This is a genomic window from Sphingomonas sp. MMS24-J45 (assembly GCF_044881195.1).
GTDB lineage: Bacteria > Pseudomonadota > Alphaproteobacteria > Sphingomonadales > Sphingomonadaceae > Sphingomonas.
The window spans coordinates 3,522,389-3,541,816 of the sequence record NZ_CP173255.1 but is presented as its reverse complement, the minus strand read 5'-3'; the positions used below and the strand labels follow the sequence as shown (position 1 = coordinate 3,541,816).

Below are 19,428 nucleotides of genomic sequence, written 5' to 3'. Positions count from 1 at the left end.
CCCGTGTCGAAACTGGAGTATCTCATGCGCTATACGTCCGTCGCCGTCGCCGCTGCGCTGACGCTGTTGACCGTCGGGACTGCGGTGCAGGGGCAACGCGGTGATCCGGCGGTCGATGCGCGCTCGCTCGCGTTGCTGGCGAAGGGCAAGGCGCTGCAGGCAACCGGCAATCTCGACGCGGCGACCGATGTTCTTGAGACGGCGGTTACAGTCGATCCGCGCAATCGCGAGGCCTTCGTCTCGCTGGCCGAGGTCGCGCAAACACGCGGGCTACCGGGCAAGGCGATCCGGCTGTACCGCGAAGCGCTGTCGCTCGATCCCAATGACGTGGCCGCACTTCGCGGACAGGGCGAGGCGCTGGTCGCCAAGGGTGCGGTGCAACGCGCGAAGGACAATCTCGCGCGGATCAAGACCGTGTGCGCCAAGCGCGCTTGTCCGGAGGTTGCCGCTCTGTCGGCGTCGATCGCCAAGGGCCCGCCGATCGTCACGGCAGCCGCGACGATCCCGACGACGACGGTGCCGAAGAAGGATTGAGGGGGCGGGGCTGAGACCGGCTCCGTCCTAACCCCGTTCGGGCTGAGCCTGTCGAAGCCCTGCGCGCCACCCAAGATGCGGGATGTGTGGCACGCAGCCCTTCGACAGGCTCAGGGCGAACGGAATATGGGATGCACGCTCTAACCCAACGCGCGGCCGAGGGCGACGAACTCGGCCACGCTGACGGTTTCGGCGCGGCGGGTCGGCTCGATGCCCACGCGCTCCAGCGCTTCCAACGCACCGTTCACGCCCTTCAAGCTTTGCCGCAGCATCTTGCGGCGCTGTCCGAACGCGGCGGCGGTGAGCCGTTCCAGCGTCGCGAACCGCACGCCTTCGGGTGCTTCCTCGGGCACGATGTGGACGACAGCTGACATCACCTTGGGCGGGGGCGTGAAGGCCGAACGATGCACCGGCATCGCCAGCGTCGCGCGCGATCGCCACTGCGCCAGCACCGCCAGCCGACCGTACGCTTCGCCATCGGTCGGCGCGACGATCCGCTCGGCGACCTCACGTTGAAACATAAGCGTCAGGCTTTGCCACCACGGCGTCCACTCCGCCGACAGCCAGCGAACCAGCAAGGCAGTGCCGATGTTGTAGGGCAGGTTGGAGGCGATATGCGGCTTGCTCTCAAACAAGGGCGCGGCGTCGATCTCCAGTGCATCGCCCTCGATCACCTTCAGCTTGCCGGGAAAGGCCTCGCCCAGTTCGGCCAGGGCGGGGATGCAGCGATGGTCGCGCTCGATCGCAGTGACACGCGCACCGGCGGCGAGCAGAGCGCGGGTCAGGCCGCCCGGCCCAGGGCCAATTTCGAGCACCTCGGCATCGGCCAGATTGCCGGGGATACGCGCAATCCGCGCGAGCAACTGCGCATCGAGCAGGAAATTCTGCCCCAGCGCCTTGCTTGCGTTCAAGCCGTGCCGCGCGATCACTTCGCGCAGCGGGGGCAAGTCAGGCGTGGCCGGTGCGGGTGCCGCGCTCACGAATTGCCTGCGGCGGCGCGGCGCTCGGCCGCTTCGCCCGCCATGCGGATCGCGGCGATCATAGCGCCGGGCTCGGCCACGTTCTTACCGGCGATGTCGAAGGCGGTGCCGTGATCGGGCGAGGTACGCACGATCGGCAGGCCGAGCGTGATGTTGACCCCGTCGTCGAAATACAGCGTCTTCAGCGGCACCAGCGCCTGATCGTGATAGCAGCACAGCGCCGCATCATAAGTCGCCCGTGCGCGCGGATGAAACATCGTGTCGGCAGCGAACGGACCGCTTGCCTCTATCCCCTCGGCGCGAAGCTGCGCGACGGCCGGTGCGATAACGTCGATCTCCTCGCGCCCGATCGCACCGCTTTCGCCGGCGTGCGGGTTGAACCCGGCAAAGGCAATGCGCGGCACAAGGACGCCGAAATTGCGGATCAGCCCGCGTGCCGTGGCGCGCCCCTTGGCGACCAACAGCTCGACCGACAATAGCGCGCTCACCGACGCGAGCGGCACATGGGTCGTGATCGGCACGACGCGCAGATCGGGGGCGGCCAGCATCATCACGGCATTCTCACCCGCAATGCCGCAGCGTTCGGCGACGAATTCGGTCTGGCCGGGGTAGCTGAAGCCGATCTGGTAGAGCTGCGCCTTCGACACCGGACCGGTCACCAGCGCACGGGCCGCGCCCGACCGAGCAAGCCCCGCCGCCAGCTCAAGTGCGCGGAGCGCGCAGCGTGCGCCCTCGACATCGGGCGCGCCGGGGACGATCTCACCGCCATCCTCCACCGTCAGCACCGGCAGCGCGGTCTCGAACACGCGTCTGGCGTCCTCGGGATGGCTGATCGCGCTGACCGGCCCGTCCCATACCGCCGCGATCGCGCGCGCGTCGCCGGTCGCGAAAAAGGGCAGTAAGCCCGCTTCCGTGCGCCGCGCCCAGGCCTTGGCGATGATCTCCGGCCCGATCCCAGCCGGATCGCCCATCGATATGGCGAGTGGCGCGGTCACGCTGCGATCATCGATATTCGACGATCGCGTCACGCCGCAAATCGCGCAGCAATTGGCTTGCGCGCAAATTGGTGCGCTGGCTCTCCATCTGATTGCGCATCTGCTCTAGGCCAGGAACGTTCCCACCGCGCGCCTCGTCGCGGCCGCACAGCACCAGCGTACGGATGCCGTCCTTGACCGATCCGAACGGCGGGCTGGCCTCGCCAACCTGCAGCTTCAGCATGATGTCGCGCAGCGCGCCTGGCAATTGGCGGACCTGCACCGAGGCATTGTCCACCACCTCCGCACCGAGCGTTGCAGCAACCTTGGCGACCTCGCCGCAGCCGCGGATCGCTTGCGTCGCCTTGGAAAAATCCGCGACGCGCACGTCGGCTTGCGCCTGGGTAATTCCCTCGGGGAAGCGCACGCTGACTTGCTTCAGCGTAAGCGTGGCGTCGAGCGGATCGGCGACCCCGACCTTGCGTGTTTCCACAAGGTAGATGATCGAGAAGCCGCCTGGGACTTCGATTGGCCCGGCAAGATGCTCCGGCGTCATCGACTTGATTGCCTCGACCAGTGACGGCGGCAATTGCGCGAGCTGAGACTCGTTCAGCCAGTCAAGATCGCCCTCGGTCGCGGCGGTCGTCGCATTGGAGAAGCCGCGCGCGTAATAACCGAACGTGTCGTCGCCCTTTTCGCGCTTTTGGATCGACTCCATCATCTGCTTGGCTTGGTTGAACACCTCCTGCGCGCGGTCGGCATCGGCCTTCAGATAGATTTCGCGCACATGATATTCGGTCGTGCCCTGCGCGTCGGTGAGCTTCTTGATGATCGCCTTCACCTCTTCGTCGCCGACGTTCACGTCGACCTTGCGGCGAAGGTATTTGTTCCAGGACAATTCGGCTTCGATCTGACGCTTCAGCGACCGCTCGGAGGAGCCAATCGTGCGCAGATAGGTACGCATCTCGGCCGGCGTCTTACCGAAATTGCGGGCGACGATCGAATTGTAGGTCTTGTTGATTTCCTCGGCCGGGATCTTCACCTCAGCCGTCTTCGCTTGCTGGATCTCCAGCGTTTCGTCGATCAGCTGGCGCGTGATGAGCAGCTTATATTGCGCCAATTCGGCCGGATTGAGCTTCAATTCGCGCGCCGCGATCAGCAGTGCGGCGCGCTGGTCGACGTCCGTTCCGGTAATGACGGCACCGTTTACGAGCGCGGTCGGCTTGCGCACGTTCGGATCGACCTTGCCGAACACCTGCGGGTTGTCGGGGAGATCAAGACTGCCCTTGGGAGCCGCAGTGTCGGGCACGCTCTGCGCGATCGAGGTGCCCGTCATCGACATCAGGGCAGCAGCCGCGACACTCAGGCCAAGCGTACGGCCGATGCGGGCCGCCTTTGCAAATTTAGTCTTCACGTAATTTGAGTCCCATTCCGCCAGCCACCACCGTAGCCATTCGGGCCCAGTGCGGCATTCCGCCTGAACCAGTGCTTAGCGGCCAAGATTTTTGAATGCCAGCGTCAACAGATAGCTATTGCCGCTGCGCGCGTCGCCGGTGTCCTGATAATCGCGGCGCCAGGTGACCCCAAGCCGCAGACAATCATCCTCATATTGCACGCCAAGGCGATGCCGCACAGGGTCGAAACCGTCGGCAAGCCCCAGCGGATCTTCCGCGCGATCGGTAAGATCGATCACGGTCGATCCGAACAGCGACCAGAATTTTGCAAATTGCACACGCGCGCCCACGCGCACTTCTTCCCGATCCTGGAGATCTTCCAAGGTGGGATCGATCTTGCGGTTAAGCCGGAGATACCCGACCACGACATAGGTCTGGCGTGACCCGATCGTGGCGTCCAGCTCGTTACGGCGCAGCACGAGGCTGTCCTTGTCGAGCCGATAGCGGTGCACCACCGACACGAAATCGTGGTAACGAAGCTCGGAACGACCGACGATGTCCGACATCCGCCGCGACAGGCCGGTTCCGTCGGGGAACAAGGTCGCACGGGTGTTCAGGCGATAGCTTTGCCCGACGTTCGTGGTGAAGGACAAGCCCGGCAAATCGACCGCCCAATCCAGTCCATAGGTGAAACGCGTCGAATCCTCGAACCGATCGTACCCGGGGAAGCGGTTCAGCGCGAACAGGTTCGAATCCTCGAGGTCGACCGCGCGTGCATCCTCATTCGGAACGGCAAGATTGGTCGTCTGCGGCGAGGCGACGATCTGGAAGCGCGGGGTCAGGCGCTGCGTGCCGCCCAGAAAGGATCCGATCAGGGGCCATTTCACATCGACCGCCAGCGCACCGATCGCCCGCGCGCTGATCCCCTCATTACCGCGATAGCTCGCGACCGTCGTGGCCAGCGTATCGTTGGCGTTGTAGACATCGCCGCGCGCAAAGGCGGTGAAGGTAATCTCCTGGCCCCACGGCGTCAGCTTGCGCACATCCCATTTCGCGCTCGCAAAGGCCCGCTGCGTATCTTGGCCGGCCGGCCGCGCGATGGCAAGGCTGTTGGCCTGGAACTCGAACGTCCCGCCGAGCCACGGGTCTTTCAGGCGCTTGCGGAAATCGATCTCGGGCAGTGCGATCGGCTGCAAGCCCTGACGGTCGCCAACGCGCAACGTCTGCACATACCAGCCGGTGATCGCGAAATAGCTGTCGCGATCGATCCGTTCGAGACTGGCGGTGGTGCGCAGCCGGTCGTCGGTCGAAATGTCGTACCGGCGAAGGAACGTGCGATCGGTGACCAGGCGTACCGATGCCGTCGCGCTCCAATTCGGGCTGAGCTGGAATTGGCCAACGCCGTCCAGATAGCCGCGGAAGAAATTGGGCGTGCCCGGCGGGGTAGGTGTCAGCAGGTCAGCGCTCCGTGGGCTGGCCGTGGCGTAACCGGCGATCTTGTAGGACCCGAGGGTGTTGAGCGCGCTATAGTCGGCCTGCAACATCGGCAGGACCGCACTATAGAAACGCGGCGTAATGGTCAGCCCGCGATTGGGCGCCAGCGCGAAATGGTAAGGCTGGGCGAATTCGAACCCGTTGACGCGACCGTAGCGAAAGTCGGGGCTAAGCAGGCCGCTATTATTGTCCCCGCCGACTGGATTGGACAGCGCCGGGAGCGGCAGCGTGGGCAATCCGAACAGATTGATCCGCGCGCCTTTATAGTCAGATTCGGCCGCGTTCGGGGCGATAGATCACGCGCACCGCCGTGATCTTCCACGACGGCTCCTTCGGGCATCCGTCCGATCCGGTCACCGCGCACGGCGTGTAGGCGGCATCCTCCAGGATGACCGTCTCATCGAGCGAGCGCGTGCCCTTGCGTGCCGCAAGCCGACCGCCGCGTTCAAGAACCAACAGCATGTTATCGACCACGCCGTCCTTCAGGGCATCGCTCAACTCGATCGAATTGCCATAGGCCGTGTCGCCGCCCGGATTGACGACGGCGATATTGCCGGTCGCGATTACCTTGCCGGTCTTGCGGTTCCACACGACCTTATCCGCGCGCAGCCGATCACCGCTGCGGTACATGCGGACGTCGCCGGTCGCCGTTACCACTTCGTCGTCGATATCGTATTGCAGGGCATTGGCCGTAAACTGCACCTGATCGTCGCCAGCGCTCGGCGTGGCGGACGGCGGCGGGGGCGGCGTCGTGCGCGTCTGCAGATCCTGCGCCGAAGCCTGGGCAGCAAGCAGCACCAGCGGCGACACGGCGGTAGCAAGGAGGAAAGCACGCATCACGTCGGAACAATACCCTGGCACAAAAAGGCCCGGAACACTGCCCGATGCCGCTGATCTAAGCCGCCCTATCGCATCGCCGTGGTGTTGCTGCAATCGTGCTGCGTCAAAATGCGTCGGCGGTCTTTGCACGCGCTGCACTTTGCAGGCACGGTCTCGCCGTCCTACATAGCTACGACTCATCCCTCTTCCGTCGTAACCGAGGCTTCTTCATGCAGATCGATCTTACCAGCGGCGCGCCCGCACCGAGCGCAGCCATTGCCCTTCTTGTTGAAAAGGATGGGCTGGCCCGGCTCGACACCGGGCTGATCGATGCTGCTGCTCTCGAGCTCGTCAAGGCGGCCGCCCGTGCCAGCCGGTTCGAAGGCGAGACGGCGAGCGTCGTCGAAACATTTGTCGGCGAAGCTGCAGGCGTGCGCCGGGTGCTGCTGATCGGTGTCGGTGCCGCCAGCGAGAGCGATTTCGAACGCGCCGGTGGAGCGCTCACCGCAAGACTGCTGACGTCGGGGGTCGAAAGCGCAAGCGTCGATTTCGCGCATGCCGACGCGACGCCGAAGGCCGCCGCGCGTTTCGCTGCCGCCGCCGCACAGCGTGGCTGGCGTCACGATATCTACCGCACGAAGCTTTCGGAAAAGGCCAAGCCCACGCTCAAGACCGTCGTCCTGCATGGCACGGCCGATGGCACCGACGCGGCGTGGAGCAAGCAAAAGGCGCTGACCGAGGGGATCGAGCTCACCCGCACGCTCGTGGCCGAGCCGCCAAACGTCATCTATCCTGAAACCTTCGTCGCCAAGGTGCTGGCGGAGGTTGAGGGACTCGGCCTCGAAGTCACCGTGCTCGGTGATGCCGAGATGCGTGAACTCGGCATGGGCGCGTTGCTCGGCGTGGCGCAGGGCTCGGCCAAGGAGGCGCGGCTGCTCGCGCTGAAGTGGAGCGGGGCAGGGGCTGGCGATCCCGACCTGGCGCTGGTCGGCAAGGGCGTCACCTTTGACACCGGCGGCATCTCACTGAAGCCTGGCCCCGGCATGGAAGACATGAAGTGGGACATGGGCGGCGCGGGCGCCGTGGTTGGCGCGATGAAGGCGCTCGCCGGGCGCAAGGCCAAGGCCAATGTCATCGGCGTGTGCGGGCTGGTCGAGAACATGCCCGATGGTGACGCGATCCGCCCCGGCGACATCCTGACCTCGATGTCGGGCCAGACGATCGAAGTGCTCAACACCGATGCCGAGGGGCGGCTGGTGCTGTGCGACGCGATCACCTGGGTACAGCGGACGCATCGTCCCAAAACGATCGTCGATCTGGCCACGCTGACCGGTGCGATCATCATCAGCCTGGGCAATGAACATGCCGGCTGCTTCTCGAACGACGACGCCCTTGCCGATCAGTTGATCGCGGCGGGCAAGGCGGTGGGGGATCCGCTGTGGCGCTTCCCGCTGTCGGACGCGTATAACAAGCTGATCGATAGCCCGATCGCCGATATGAAGAACGTCGGCCCGCGCGGCGGCGGTTCGATCACTGCGGCGCAGTTCATCCAGCGTTTCGTCGATACCGGCGTGAAGTGGGCGCATCTCGATATCGCTGGCATGGTGTGGGCCGACAAGCCCGGTGCCACGTTCGACAAGGGCGCGACCGGCTTCGGTGTGCGTTTGCTCGACCGCTTCGTAGCGGATCATTTCGAGGGGTAACGCGAACATCCGTCACCCCAGCGAAGGCCGGGGTGACGGGTTCCGTGCGGCGATAAGGAGCGGGGGCGAAGTGCAAGTCGATTTCTACCACCTTACACTGCAACCGCTCGACCGCGTGCTCCCGCGCATTGCCGAGCGGGTGGTAGAAGGCGGCGGGCGCTTGCTGGTCGTGTCGGAAGCCGAGGCGCAGCGCAGCGCTATCGACCGGTTGCTGTGGACCTACACGCCGGAGAGTTTCCTCCCCCACGCCGTCGCCGAAGGGGAGGGGGATGCCGCCCAGCCGATTCTGATCGCGGAGCACCCGAAGCCGACCAATGCCGCGCGCAACATCGCGCTTGCTGATGGCATCTGGCGCGATGAGGCGCTGACCTTCGATCGCGCCTTCCACTTTTTCGACGGCGAGCGCATCGCTGAAGCGCGCGTGGCGTGGAAAGCGCTGGCCGATCGCGACGGCGTCGAGCGGCGTTACTGGAAACAGAACGACGCCGGTCGCTGGGAACAGGCGGCCTGAGTACAGATCCCAAGGCTTGCATCGGCGCGGCCCGCCGATTAGGGAGCCGCGACTTCCCCCAATGTTTACACAGGAGCTTCACGGTCATGGCCGCGAACCGTACGTTTTCGATCATCAAGCCTGACGCGACGCGTCGCAACCTGACGGGTGCCGTCACCAAGATGCTCGAGGAAGCCGGCCTGCGCGTCGTCGCCTCGAAGCGCATCCACATGACGCGCGAGCAGGCCGAGGGCTTCTACGCGGTGCACAAGGAACGCCCGTTCTTCGGTGAGCTGGTCGAATTCATGATCTCCGGCCCGGTCGTCGTGCAGGTTCTCGAAGGCGAGAACGCGATGCAGCGCAACCGCGACATCATGGGCGCGACCAACCCGGCGAACGCCGAGCCCGGCACGATCCGCAAGGAACTGGCCGAATTGATCGAGGCGAACACCGTCCACGGTTCGGACAGCGACGAGAATGCCGCGATCGAAATAGCATATTTCTTCAAGCCCGAAGAAATCGTTGGCTGATCCGGCCTGGCGGCTGCGCAGCGCGGGGGCGGCGGATGCCGATGCCCTCGCGCTCGTTGCATCCGCCACGTTTCTGGAAACCTACGCCGGCGCGCTCGATGGCGCCGACATGGTGGCGCATTGCCTGGCTAACAACACGCGCGAGAAATTCGCCGCCTGGGCGAGCGATCCGCTGAGCGCCGTTACGCTGGCTGAGGCCCTACCCGGCTATGCGCCGCTTGGTTACACCCTTCTGACCTCCGTCGATCTGCCGGTCGAGGTGCGGGAGGGCGATATCGAGCTTCGCCGCATCTACGCGATGGGGCGTTTGCACGGCACCGGGGCGGGCCCCGCCCTGATGGCGCAGGCCCTCGCGGACGCCGCGCGGCTGGGCAAAAGCCGCGTGCTGCTCGGCGTGTGGGGCGAAAATCACCGCGCGCATCGCTTTTATGAACGCCAAGGTTTCGAACGGATTGGAACCAGGCAGTTCAAGGTCGGCAGCGTGATTCACGACGATTTCGTCTACGCCCGCAGCGTTTAGCCTTTCGGCCGCTCCGCCGCCCACACTGCATCAAGCCGTCTCTGGTCGCCGCCTAGCTCGTGAAGCCGCAAGCTTTCGAGCTTCAGAGTTCGCCCGAAGGGAAAACCGCCCTCGGTCCGCCACCCAATGTCGTAAATCCCACGCGTGGTGCGCGGCGTGTCGCCATCCCAATAGGTCAGCACGATCAGCACCGGGAGCCGCCCGCTGCGCGCGTCCGGCCCGCCATCGGTCGCTTTAAGCAGTGCGCGCTCGAACCAGCCACGGTCGATCTGATCGGCGACCGTATCTTTGCTGCCCACGCCCAGCGCTGTCGGGAAGCTGACCGTCGCATCGCGGATCGGGTGCCGTTCGTCATGCTGCAGGGTGAGGGCGGTCCCTTTCGCGCTTGGCACTGCGCGCAGTTCGAACCGCGCGCTCTCGCGCTCGGCCTTGGCGGCGGCAACCTGCTTTTCAGCCGTTTCCTCGCGGCGGTCGCTCCAGTTGAGATAGAGACCGAGCAAGGCGATGATCAGCCCCGCGACCGCGACGAACTCGCCAAGGTTGATCCAGCGGCGGCGCGTGGCGGCGGCCTCGGCCTTGGCGACCGCCTCGGTGGCGGCGACTTGCAGCGCGGGGTCGGATTTCTTGGGTTCGTGGGCAGGGGCCGCGACGGGCTCGACCGGCGCTTCGGGTTCGTCGCTCATCGACCGCCAGCCTCCAGCAAGCGCCGCGGCGCGACCAATTCCCAGCTGATCGCGATCCGATCGCCGACCCGATCCCAATCCAAATCCTCCCGGTCGAGCCGCATCGCGACCCAGCCCGACGTGCCGAGATAGGGCGGGGTGTAATAGCGATCGGGGTCCATCTCGATCAGCATCGCCTGCTCGTCGCGACCGGTCGTCTTGACGACCACCGCTGTTTCACCGTCGCCGTGGAGGTCATGCCAGAAATAGGCGAAAAACTTGCCCTTCTCGATGTGGAAGCCGGGCGCGCTGTGCGACAGGCGCTCAGCGGTTTCGGGCAACGCCAGCGCAAGTGCGCGGACCTTGGCGAGGACGGCTTCCGGATCGGGGCTCATCGTGCGCAAAACTCCGCCAGAATGCGGGGATAAAGTCGGTGCTCCGCCTCGAGCACGCGCGCGGCCAGCGTATCGGGCGTGTCGCCAGGGAGGATCGGCACCTCGGCCTGGCCGAGCACTTCGCCGCCGTCGAGTTCCTCGGTCACGACATGGACCGAGCAGCCCGCGACCGCCTCGCCAGCTTCCATCGCGCGAGCGTGGGTGTCGAGCCCCTTATACTTGGGCAGCAGCGATGGGTGAATGTTGATGATCTTGCCGCGCCAGCGCGCAACGAAATCGTCGGAGAGCAATCGCATATAACCGGCGAGGGCGATGATTTCGACGCTGGCATCACGAAGTGCAGCGTCGATCGCCGCTTCATACTCGGCTTTGGGGATGCCCTTGGGTGACTGCGTGAAGGTGGCGAGGCCGTGTTGTTGCGCCCACGCGATCCCGGCGGCGTCGGGCTTGTCGGACGCGATCAAAGCCACTTCATAGCCGCGCGCCTGCTCTACAAGCGCCATCATGTTCGAGCCGCGGCCGGAGATAAGGATGCCGACCTTGGTGACGGGTGCGGCCATCACCCACCCACCGCCCCAGCGAAGCGCTCGGCGGGAGACCTACCCATGAACATGCGTCGCCGACCACGCACCGCGCCCGCCCCAGATCTCGTCCGACCCGGACACCGTGCAGCCGCGCTCGCCCGCGTCGATCCGGCCGATTGTAAACACCGTCTCGCCCGCCGCCTCGAGCGCCGCAGCAACCGCCTCGGCCCGATCCGCCGTCACAACCGCGACCATGCCGATCCCGCAATTGAACGTCCGCGCCATTTCCTCGGGCTCGATATTGCCCTGCGCCTGCAAGAACGCCATCAGCCGCGGCTGTGGCCAGGAATTGGCATCGACCTTCGCGTGCGTACCCTCCGGCAAGACGCGCGGGATATTCTCCAGCAAGCCGCCACCGGTGATATGCGCAAGCCCCTTGATCGCGCCGTCGGCGAGCAGCGGCAGCAGTGATTTCACGTATATCCGCGTCGGCGCCATCAGCGCCTCGATTAGCAAGACGTCGGCATCGAACAGCGCGGGGCGATCGAGCTTCCATCCCTTGTCCGCGGCAAGACGCCGGACCAGCGAGAAGCCGTTCGAATGCACCCCAGACGATGCCAACCCAAGCACGACATCGCCCGGCGCAATCGCTTGCCCGGTCAGCACCCGGTCACGCTCGACCGCGCCGACGCAGAAACCCGCCAGATCGTAATCGTCCGCCGCGTACATGCCCGGCATCTCCGCCGTCTCGCCGCCTATCAGCGCGCAACCGGCCTGACGGCAGCCTTCGGCGATCGAGGCGATCACGCGCTCGGCAACGCCCGGATCGATCTTCGCCGTCGCATAATAGTCGAGGAAGAAGAGCGGTTCTGCACCCTGTACGATCAGGTCGTTGGCGCACATCGCGACCAGATCGATGCCGACCCCGTCATGCCGGTCATGCTCGATCGCGAGTTTCAGCTTGGTGCCGACGCCGTCATTCGCGGCGACCAGCAAGGGATCGACGAAGCCCGCCGCCTTCAGGTCGAAAAACCCGCCAAACCCGCCAATTCGGCATCCGCGCCCGAACGCCGCGTCGATTTCGCCAGCGGTCCAATCGCGCGCACCAGCGCGTTGCCGGCGGCAATCGAGACGCCCGCTTGGGCATAGGTGTAGGGCGTATTTGCGGGTGTCGTGTCGCTCATCGTGCGTGCCTAGCCATATCCTGCTTGGATTTCCACGCCTCCTTCGCCAAAAGGGCGCCACAATGCCATTCCGTCGCTTTTCCCGCCCGATCGAGTTCGCCGCCGCACTTGCGCTTGCTGCAACCGGGGGGCTGGTGATCGCGCAAGTCGACGATCCCGATCAGGGCCTCGCTCCGGCGGACAGTTCGGGGAGTTTCGAGATTGGCGGGGTCGAGGTCGATGTGACCGGCAAATCGGCCGAAGCGGCGCGGCTAGCGGGCTGGCGCATCGCGCAGCGCAAGGGCTGGGCGATGCTGGCGCAGCGAATGGGGGTGACCGGGCCGACGCTGTCCGATGGCGCGCTCGACGGCGTGGTGTCCGGCATCGTGGTCGAAAACGAGCAGATCGGTCCGAACCGCTATATCGCGAGGCTCGGTGTCTTGTTCAGTCGCGCGCGCGCGGGGGCGATCCTCGGCGTGCCGATCGGCGCGGCGCGTTCTGCCCCGATGCTGACGATCCCGATCGAGGTCAGCGGCGGTGCCGCAAGCGGCTTCGAGCGCAAGACCGCCTGGGCGGACGCCTGGACACGCTACCGCACCGTCAACAGCGCGATCGACTATGTCCGGCCGAGCGGCACGGGCGCGGACGGAATGTTGCTCAATTTCGGGCAGACCGGGCGGCCTGGCCGCGGCTGGTGGCGCGTCGTGCTTGATCAATATGGCGCCAATGACATTCTCGTACCCAAGGTTACGCTGCGCCGCGAATGGCCGGGCGGGCCGATCATTGGCTTGTTCGAGGCACGCCACGGCCCCGACAACCGGCTGCTGACGCAGTTTTCGCTTCGCGTCGATCGGGGCGATGCGCTGCCCGTGCTGCTCGATGCCGGGGTCAAGCGGCTCGACGATGCCTATCAGGTGGCGTTGCGCTCCGGAATGCTGACCGGCGATCCGGGCCTCGCTTTCGTCGCCCCGGTCGCGACGCCGACGCCGACCGACACGCCGACCGGGGTGGTCCCGATCGATCTCGGAATTGAAGGCGCGACACCCCCCACGGGTGCCGCCAGTTCGGTCGTGACGGTGCAAATCGATACGCCAACCTCTTCGTCGGTCACCTCCAGTGAAAATGCCCTGCAGGCGGTGCCCGGCGTGCGCTCGGCGATCACCACCAGTCTCGCGATCGGCGGCGTATCGGTAATTCGCGTGTCGTTCGATGGCGATGTCGCGGTGTTGCGGGCCGCGCTCGAAGCGCGTGGCTGGAGCGTGGCGGCAAGCGGATCGACCCTGCGCATCCGCCGTCCCGCCGCACCAAGCCAAGGTGGACCGGCCACACCGCCCACCGACACTTCGACCGGCTGACATGGTCCAGCCATCGCAAATGGCGCTCCCGTTCGATTGGCCAGCCGATCCGCGCGACGACGAATTTCTGATCGGTCCGTCGAACGAGCGTGCCGTGCAGCAGCTCGAACGCTGGAGCACCTGGCCGGTGATGGCCGTCGTCGTTACCGGTCCGCGTAAATCCGGGCGCAGCCTGCTCGCGCGGATCTTCGCGGCGAAGACCGGGGGTGGCCTGATCGACGATGCCGAGCGGCAGAACGAGACGACGATCTTTCACGCCTGGAACCGCGCGCAGGAGGAGCGTCGCCCGGTGGTGATCGTCGCCGATGCGCCGCCGCCGGAATGGGTCATCAAGCTGCCCGATCTGCGCTCGCGCCTCACCGCCAGCCCGACGGTGCGGATCGGCGATCCCGATGAAGCGTTGATGCGCAGCCTGTTCGAACGGCAGTTCCTGCGGCGCGGAATCGATGCGCGCGCCGATGTGATCCAGTGGCTCGTCGTGCGGGTGGAACGCACGCATATCGCCTTGCTGCGCGCGGTCGATCTGCTCGATCAGGCCGTGCTGGCGCGGCACAAACGCTTGTCGATACCGCTCGCGCGCGTCACATTGGAAGACGCGGGACTGATCCCCGGACGTGACCCCGAATCGACGGAAACCCCATGACCCGCCCCGCCCATATCGTAAGTATGGACCATGACGACGATCCGTTTGCGCGCGGCGAGGGGAGCGAGCGCTATTTCAATCGCGAGCTGTCCTGGCTCGCGTTCAATCGACGCGTGTTGGAGGAAGCCTGCAACCCGGCGCATCCGCTGCTGGAGCGCGTGCGCTTTCTGTCGATTTCGGGGTCGAACCTCGATGAATTCTTCATGGTCCGCGTCGCCGGGCTGAAGGGCCAGCAGCTTCAGGACATTGCCCGCCTGTCGAGTGACGGGCTGACCTCGGGCCAGCAACTCGCAGCAATCGTGGCGGAGGCAGACGCCCTCGTGACGAGCCAGCGCGACGTGTGGCGCGATCTCCGCCGCCAACTCGCCGAGACGGGCATCGCGGTCCTCAGCTCACGCACGATCGACGAGGCATTATCTCCGGAGGATCTGCACTGGCTCGAGACCCAGTTCCGGGAACAGATTTTCCCGATTCTGACGCCGCAAGCGCTCGATCCCGCGCACCCGTTTCCGTTCATGCCCAATAAGGGCCTCGCGGTGATGTTCGATCTGGTGCGCAAGTCGGACGATCAGCCGATCCGCGAACTCGTCATGCTGCCCGCGCAAATGCCGCGTTTCGTGCGCCTGCCGGGGGAGAAGGCGCGCTACGTCGCGGTCGAATCGCTGGTGAAGCGTTTCGCGTCGCTCGTTTTTCCGGGTTACCGCGTCGTCGGTGCCGCTGAGTTCCGCGTGCTGCGCGACAGCGATATCGAGATCGAGGAAGAAGCCGAGGATCTCGTCCGCTACTTCGCCAATGCGATCAAGCGCCGCCGCCGCGGCCGCGTGATCCGGCTCGAACTCGAAAGCGGGATGCCGCAGCGACTTGGCGCGGTGCTGCGCGACGAATTGGGCGGGGCGGACTGCTTCGTCACCGAAAGCGGCGCCTTTCTCGGCGTCGGCGATCTGGAGGCGATCGTCGATGAAGACCGCCCCGATCTGAAATTCACCCCCTTCTCACCACGTTTCCCCGAGCGCGTGCGCGAATTCGGTGGGGACTGCTTCGCGGCGATCAGCGCGAAGGACATCGTCGTCCACCACCCGTACGAGACGTTCGACGTGGTGCTCGCCTTCCTCAGGCAAGCGGCGGCCGACCCCGATGTCGTCGCGATCAAGCAGACGCTGTACCGCGCGGGCAAGCAGCCCGCCGTCATAAACGCGCTGATCGCCGCCGCCGAAGCGGGCAAGTCGGTCACCGCCGTGGTCGAACTGAAGGCGCGTTTCGACGAGGAGCAGAACCTCCTCTGGGCCGCGTCGCTCGAACGCGCGGGCGTTCAGGTGGTCTACGGTTTTATCGATTGGAAGACTCACGCCAAGGTCTCGATGGTCGTGCGGCGCGAGGCCGGGCAGTACCGCACCTACTGCCATTTCGGCACGGGCAATTACCACCCGATCACCGCCAAGGTGTATACCGACCTCAGCTTCTTCACCGCCGATCCGCGGCTGGGGCGCGATGCGGCGCAGATGTTCAATTACATCACCGGCTATGTCGAGCCGGAGAATATGGCGCTGATCAGCCTGTCCCCGCGCGATCTGCGCCCGCGCCTGATGCGGCTGATCGATGACGAGATCGCCAACGCGCACGCGGGCAAGCCTGGGTCGATCTGGGCCAAGATGAATTCGGTGGTCGACCCTGCCGTCATCGACAAGCTGTACGAAGCAAGCGCCGCCGGGGTGCAGATCGATCTGATCGTGCGCGGTATCTGCTGCCTGAAACCCGGCGTGCCGGGTCTTTCCGACAATATCCGGGTGAAATCGGTGATCGGGCGCTTCCTGGAGCACAGCCGGATCTGGTGCTTCGGCAATGGCAAGGCGCTGCCCAACGACAAGGCAAAGGTGTTCATCTCCTCGGCCGACTGGATGCAGCGCAATTTCGACCGGCGAATCGAATATATGCTGCCGATCGAGAACAAGACCGTGCATCAGCAGATCCTCGATCAGGTTATGGTCGCCAATCTGATCGACAATGAACAAAGCTGGGATTTGCAGGCCGATGGGTCGTACGTCCGCGTCGAACCCGGCGACCGGCCGTTCAACCTGCATCGTTATTTCATGACCAACCCGTCGCTGTCGGGCCGCGGTGCATCGCTCGCGGCGAGCGGGTCGGTGCCGAAACTTTCGCTGCGCAACTGGCGTTGACTGGCTGATGGCGACGCTCTTGTTCCGTAAGCCCCGACAGGACACGCTCGGGGAGCCGCGTACCGGCATCATCGATATCGGCTCGAACTCGATTCGTCTGGTCGTCTATCAGGGGCCGGAACGGCTGCCCGCGATCCTGTTCAATGAGAAGGTGATGGCCGGCCTGGGGCGTGGGCTCGCCGAGACGGGCAAGATCGCAGAACCGGCGCTCGCGGTCGCGTTCGATGCGCTCGCGCGCTTTGCTGCGGTCGCGCGCGAGATGGAGGTGACCCGGCTGCGCACCGTCGCTACCGCCGCCGTGCGCGACGCCGCCAATGGCAAGGTGCTGCTCGATCACGCGCGCCAGCTCTCGCTTGAGGTCGAATTGCTGTCGGGCGAGCAGGAGGCAACCGCCGCCGGGCATGGCGTGCTCTCCGCCATCCCGCAGGCCGATGGCATCGTCGGCGATCTGGGCGGCGGCAGTCTCGAACTGATCCGCGTGCGCGCTGGCGAAGTGCATGAGCGCGTGTCCTTTCCCCTGGGCGTACTGCGCATCGCGGCGTTGCGGGCGAAGGGGCAGGGAGCATTGCAACGCTTTGTCAGCAAGACGCTGCAGGAGGCGGGGTGGCTCGGAAAGGGGAAGGGCCTGCCGCTGTATCTTGTCGGCGGATCGTGGCGCACGCTGGCGCGGCTCGACATGCACCTGACCCAATATCCGCTGCCGGTGATCCACCAATACACGATGTCGGCCGACGCGATCTCGCGGATGGGGCGCACGATCAGCCATGTTAATAAGGGGTGGCTGCGCGCAATTCCGGGCCTTTCGGCGGCGCGATCGGCCAATCTGGGGGATGCCACCGCGCTGCTGACGGTGCTGCTCAAGCATCTCGGTAGCGAGACGACGATCGTCTCCGCCTTCGGACTGCGCGAGGGGTTGTTGTACGGCGCGCTCGACCCCGCGGTGCGCGTACAGGATCCGCTGATCGTCGCGGTGCGCGATGAAGGCCGCCGTCATGGCCGCTTCCCCGAACATGGCGATTTGCTCGATCGCTGGGTCGCCCCGCTGTTCAAGCGCGACGATAGCGACATGGCTCGGCTGCGATTGGCGTCTTGCCTGCTTGCCGATGTCGGCTGGCGCGCCAACCCGGAATTCCGCGCCGAACGCGGGGTCGAGGTCGCGCTACACGGCAATTGGGTGGCGATCGATGCGCGGGGGCGGGCGCTGGTCGCGCAGGCGCTCTACACCAGCCTCGGCGGCGGAACCGAGACGCCCGAGCCGATCGGCGTGCTTGCCAGCGCTGCCGACTTGAAGCGCGCAGTGCAGTGGGGCCTGGCGATGCGGCTGGGCCAGCGGATGAGCGGCGGCTTGGCCGGGCCGTTGCAACGCACGTCGATTGGCGATGACGGTACCTTGCTGTCGTTATGCGTAACCGAGGGAGACCGCGCGCTCTACAGCGAGACAGTCGAGCGCCGGCACCTGGCACTTGCCAATGCTTTGGGGCGCAAGGCTGCGATCACCGGCTAGGATGGCGCGCAAAGTCTATCTCACCGCCACTCTGCCCGACGGCTATGTCAAGACAATCGGGCCGACCGCGACGGCGTTCACGCATTACTGGCGGATCGTCGCGACGCTTGAAAATGGCAAGGCCGAGGTCTTCTGGGGCCACACCAAATCGCTCGCCGAAGCGAAGCGGAAACGTGCGGCAACGGCGGAGGCCGCCGCCATGCGCGGGTGGAAGACCCATGTCTTTGAGATCGTGGAACTCACCCGTAGCGACGCCTAGGCGTCAGGTCACATCCTCGGTCCGCGTCATCTTGAGCTTGCCATTCACTACGGCGAAGGCGAGCCGCCCCTCGACCAGATCGAGCGCATCGCGGCCGAATTGTTCGAAGCGCCACCCTTCCAGAATTGACAGCCCGGCGCGCTGACCGGCGGCGAGCGCGTCGATATCGTCACCCCGCGCCAGCAGGCGCGCGGCAACGTCGATTTCCTTCGATCGAATCTTGAGCAGTAACTTGAGCAAATCGGCGACCAGCGCGCCGTCCTTGCCCATGCCGGGTTTGCGATCATCGCGCGACGGCATTTCCTCCGCCGTCATCGGCGTGGCGGATTCGAGCGCCTGCATCAGTCGTGCACCGATATCGTTCTGCGCCCAGGTCGCCGAAAGCCCGCGGACCTTCGCGAGATCGGCCTGCCGCTTCGGCGCATGGCCCGCCAGATCGGCGATCGTCTCATCCTTGACGATCCGCCCGCGCGGGAGATCCTTGCCGCGTGCCTCGATCTCACGCCAGCGGGCGAGCGCCTTCAGGCGGCCAAGCACTTCCGGCTTGCGACTCGGTACCTTGATCCGCCGCCAGGCTTCCTCGGGGTCGTTGGCGTAGTTCTTGGGATCGCCGAGCCGCTCCATTTCCTGATCGAGCCACGCACCGCGCCCGGTGCGGCGCAATTTGTCCAGCATCCGCGGGAAAATCTTGGCGAGATGCGTCACGTCGCCGATCGCATATTCGATCTGCCGCGCGTCGAGCGGACGCCTGGACCAATCGGTGAAGCGCGCGCCCTTGTCGATCGTGAAGCCGAGATAGGCATCGACCAAATTGGAATAGCCGACCTGCTCGCCTTGCCCCAGCGCCATCGCCGCGATCTGCGTGTCGAACAGCGGGTGCGGGGTCGTGCCGGTGAGGTTGTACACGATTTCCAGGTCCTGCCCGCCGGCGTGGAAGACCTTCAGCACATCCTCATTGTTGACCAGCAATTGCAGCAGCGGGCTCATGTCGAGCCCCGGTGCGAGCGGATCGATCGCCGCGGCTTCATTCTCGTCCGCAATCTGGATCAGGCAGAGTTCCGGCCAGAACGTATTCTCGCGCATGAATTCGGTATCGACGCAGACGAAATCGGCCTGCGACAGTCGCGTACACAGATTCGCTAGCGTGGCGCTGTCGGTGATGAGGGGGTGGATATGCATCTCGACCCCATAGCGAGGGTCACGCGCCTTGACAAAGGCGGATGAGGAAGGGCAGCGCGACCACTCCAATTCACCGTCGTCCCAGCGAAGGCTGGGACCTTGTTGGGGTAAGCGCGTCGCCCGCCCCGGAAG

At 65.4% G+C, this 19,428-nt stretch carries 17 protein-coding genes and 2 pseudogenes; 10 read left to right on the top strand and 9 right to left on the bottom strand.

What is annotated here, in order from left to right; genetic code table 11:
- The first annotated feature begins 24 nt into the window (after positions 1-24).
- Entirely contained in the window at positions 25-534 is a 510-nt protein-coding gene (locus tag AB5I39_RS17040) for a tetratricopeptide repeat protein (protein ID WP_404369585.1), read from the top strand.
- Between the two features lie 140 nt (positions 535-674).
- On the opposite strand, the gene rsmA is transcribed toward AB5I39_RS17040, so the two are convergent.
- The 4 genes and pseudogenes from rsmA to AB5I39_RS17020 all read right to left on the bottom strand — a co-directional run bounded on the left by rsmA (position 675) and on the right by AB5I39_RS17020 (position 6,213).
- Positions 675-1,514 (bottom strand): 16S rRNA (adenine(1518)-N(6)/adenine(1519)-N(6))-dimethyltransferase RsmA, encoded by an 840-nt coding sequence (gene rsmA / locus AB5I39_RS17035; RefSeq protein WP_404369583.1) that lies wholly within the window; start codon positions 1,512-1,514, stop codon positions 675-677.
- Positions 1,511-2,509: a 4-hydroxythreonine-4-phosphate dehydrogenase PdxA gene (gene pdxA / locus AB5I39_RS17030; protein WP_404374221.1), complete on the bottom strand. Its 999-nt coding sequence runs from the start codon at positions 2,507-2,509 to the stop codon at positions 1,511-1,513. The genes rsmA and pdxA overlap by 4 nt, the downstream gene beginning before the upstream one ends.
- A gap of 7 nt (positions 2,510-2,516) precedes the next feature.
- Positions 2,517-3,902, bottom strand: a complete 1,386-nt coding sequence (locus AB5I39_RS17025; protein WP_404369580.1) for a peptidylprolyl isomerase — start codon at positions 3,900-3,902, stop codon at positions 2,517-2,519.
- Positions 3,903-3,977: 75 nt separating this feature from the next.
- Positions 3,978-6,213 (bottom strand): annotated as a pseudogene (locus AB5I39_RS17020) (LPS-assembly protein LptD).
- Positions 6,214-6,425: 212 nt separating this feature from the next.
- Here AB5I39_RS17020 and AB5I39_RS17015 point away from each other — a divergent pair.
- From AB5I39_RS17015 to AB5I39_RS17000, 4 genes are all read left to right on the top strand, one after another.
- On the top strand, positions 6,426-7,898 hold the full coding sequence (locus AB5I39_RS17015; protein ID WP_404369577.1) for a leucyl aminopeptidase: 1,473 nt from the start codon (positions 6,426-6,428) through the stop codon (positions 7,896-7,898).
- A gap of 70 nt (positions 7,899-7,968) precedes the next feature.
- Positions 7,969-8,409 carry a DNA polymerase III subunit chi gene (locus tag AB5I39_RS17010; protein ID WP_404369574.1) on the top strand — a complete coding sequence of 147 codons (441 nt, stop codon included), beginning with the start codon at positions 7,969-7,971 and terminating at the stop codon, positions 8,407-8,409.
- An 86-nt stretch (positions 8,410-8,495) separates the two neighbouring features.
- A complete protein-coding gene (gene ndk, locus AB5I39_RS17005) occupies positions 8,496-8,918 on the top strand; it encodes a nucleoside-diphosphate kinase (protein WP_404369571.1) in 423 nt (140 codons plus the stop codon).
- Entirely contained in the window at positions 8,911-9,438 is a 528-nt protein-coding gene (locus tag AB5I39_RS17000; RefSeq protein WP_404369568.1) for a GNAT family N-acetyltransferase, read from the top strand. The genes ndk and AB5I39_RS17000 overlap by 8 nt, the downstream gene beginning before the upstream one ends.
- On the opposite strand, the gene AB5I39_RS16995 is transcribed toward AB5I39_RS17000, so the two are convergent.
- The 4 genes and pseudogenes from AB5I39_RS16995 to purM all read right to left on the bottom strand — a co-directional run bounded on the left by AB5I39_RS16995 (position 9,435) and on the right by purM (position 12,203).
- A complete protein-coding gene (locus tag AB5I39_RS16995) occupies positions 9,435-10,121 on the bottom strand; it encodes a hypothetical protein (RefSeq protein ID WP_404369565.1) in 687 nt (228 codons plus the stop codon). The two genes, AB5I39_RS17000 and AB5I39_RS16995, sit on opposite strands and share 4 nt — an antisense overlap.
- Positions 10,118-10,495 carry an MmcQ/YjbR family DNA-binding protein gene (locus AB5I39_RS16990; protein ID WP_404369562.1) on the bottom strand — a complete coding sequence of 126 codons (378 nt, stop codon included), beginning with the start codon at positions 10,493-10,495 and terminating at the stop codon, positions 10,118-10,120. The genes AB5I39_RS16995 and AB5I39_RS16990 overlap by 4 nt, the downstream gene beginning before the upstream one ends.
- Positions 10,492-11,055, bottom strand: coding sequence for a phosphoribosylglycinamide formyltransferase (gene purN, locus AB5I39_RS16985; protein ID WP_404369560.1), 564 nt, complete (start codon positions 11,053-11,055; stop codon positions 10,492-10,494). The genes AB5I39_RS16990 and purN overlap by 4 nt, the downstream gene beginning before the upstream one ends.
- Before the next feature lie 39 nt (positions 11,056-11,094).
- A pseudogene (purM, locus tag AB5I39_RS16980) lies at positions 11,095-12,203 on the bottom strand (phosphoribosylformylglycinamidine cyclo-ligase).
- A gap of 62 nt (positions 12,204-12,265) precedes the next feature.
- Here purM and AB5I39_RS16975 point away from each other — a divergent pair.
- The 5 genes from AB5I39_RS16975 to AB5I39_RS16955 are packed head-to-tail and all read left to right on the top strand — an operon-like array spanning position 12,266 to position 18,117.
- Positions 12,266-13,537 (top strand): heavy-metal-associated domain-containing protein, encoded by a 1,272-nt coding sequence (locus AB5I39_RS16975; protein ID WP_404369557.1) that lies wholly within the window; start codon positions 12,266-12,268, stop codon positions 13,535-13,537.
- 19 nt (positions 13,538-13,556) lie between these two features.
- Positions 13,557-14,180, top strand: a complete 624-nt coding sequence (locus AB5I39_RS16970; RefSeq protein WP_404369555.1) for a chromosomal replication initiator DnaA — start codon at positions 13,557-13,559, stop codon at positions 14,178-14,180.
- On the top strand, positions 14,177-16,354 hold the full coding sequence (locus tag AB5I39_RS16965) for an RNA degradosome polyphosphate kinase (protein WP_404369552.1): 2,178 nt from the start codon (positions 14,177-14,179) through the stop codon (positions 16,352-16,354). Before AB5I39_RS16970 ends, AB5I39_RS16965 begins: the two co-directional genes overlap by 4 nt.
- A gap of 7 nt (positions 16,355-16,361) precedes the next feature.
- Positions 16,362-17,858 (top strand): Ppx/GppA family phosphatase, encoded by a 1,497-nt coding sequence (locus AB5I39_RS16960; RefSeq protein WP_404369549.1) that lies wholly within the window; start codon positions 16,362-16,364, stop codon positions 17,856-17,858.
- Position 17,859: 1 nt separating this feature from the next.
- Positions 17,860-18,117 carry a hypothetical protein gene (locus AB5I39_RS16955; protein ID WP_404369547.1) on the top strand — a complete coding sequence of 86 codons (258 nt, stop codon included), beginning with the start codon at positions 17,860-17,862 and terminating at the stop codon, positions 18,115-18,117.
- Positions 18,118-18,120: 3 nt separating this feature from the next.
- Here AB5I39_RS16955 and rnd read toward each other — a convergent pair whose 3' ends face one another.
- Positions 18,121-19,296, bottom strand: a complete 1,176-nt coding sequence (rnd, locus tag AB5I39_RS16950; RefSeq protein WP_404369544.1) for a ribonuclease D — start codon at positions 19,294-19,296, stop codon at positions 18,121-18,123.
- Positions 19,297-19,428 lie beyond the last annotated feature (132 nt).

Excerpts from the sequence above, each read along its gene's own strand:
- AB5I39_RS17015 (WP_404369577.1), top strand. The coding sequence starts at position 6,426 with ATGCAGATCGATCTTACCAGCGGCGCGCCCGCACCGAGCGCAGCCATT.
- rnd (WP_404369544.1), bottom strand. The coding sequence starts at position 19,296 with ATGCATATCCACCCCCTCATCACCGACAGCGCCACGCTAGCGAATCTG.
- AB5I39_RS16975 (WP_404369557.1), top strand. The coding sequence starts at position 12,266 with ATGCCATTCCGTCGCTTTTCCCGCCCGATCGAGTTCGCCGCCGCACTT.
- ndk (WP_404369571.1), top strand. The coding sequence starts at position 8,496 with ATGGCCGCGAACCGTACGTTTTCGATCATCAAGCCTGACGCGACGCGT.
- AB5I39_RS16955 (WP_404369547.1), top strand. The coding sequence starts at position 17,860 with ATGGCGCGCAAAGTCTATCTCACCGCCACTCTGCCCGACGGCTATGTC.
- AB5I39_RS16990 (WP_404369562.1), bottom strand. The coding sequence starts at position 10,495 with ATGAGCCCCGATCCGGAAGCCGTCCTCGCCAAGGTCCGCGCACTTGCG.
- AB5I39_RS17040 (WP_404369585.1), top strand. The coding sequence starts at position 25 with ATGCGCTATACGTCCGTCGCCGTCGCCGCTGCGCTGACGCTGTTGACC.
- AB5I39_RS16965 (WP_404369552.1), top strand. The coding sequence starts at position 14,177 with ATGACCCGCCCCGCCCATATCGTAAGTATGGACCATGACGACGATCCG.
- AB5I39_RS16960 (WP_404369549.1), top strand. The coding sequence starts at position 16,362 with ATGGCGACGCTCTTGTTCCGTAAGCCCCGACAGGACACGCTCGGGGAG.
- AB5I39_RS16995 (WP_404369565.1), bottom strand. The coding sequence starts at position 10,121 with ATGAGCGACGAACCCGAAGCGCCGGTCGAGCCCGTCGCGGCCCCTGCC.
- purN (WP_404369560.1), bottom strand. The coding sequence starts at position 11,055 with ATGGCCGCACCCGTCACCAAGGTCGGCATCCTTATCTCCGGCCGCGGC.
- AB5I39_RS16970 (WP_404369555.1), top strand. The coding sequence starts at position 13,557 with ATGGCGCTCCCGTTCGATTGGCCAGCCGATCCGCGCGACGACGAATTT.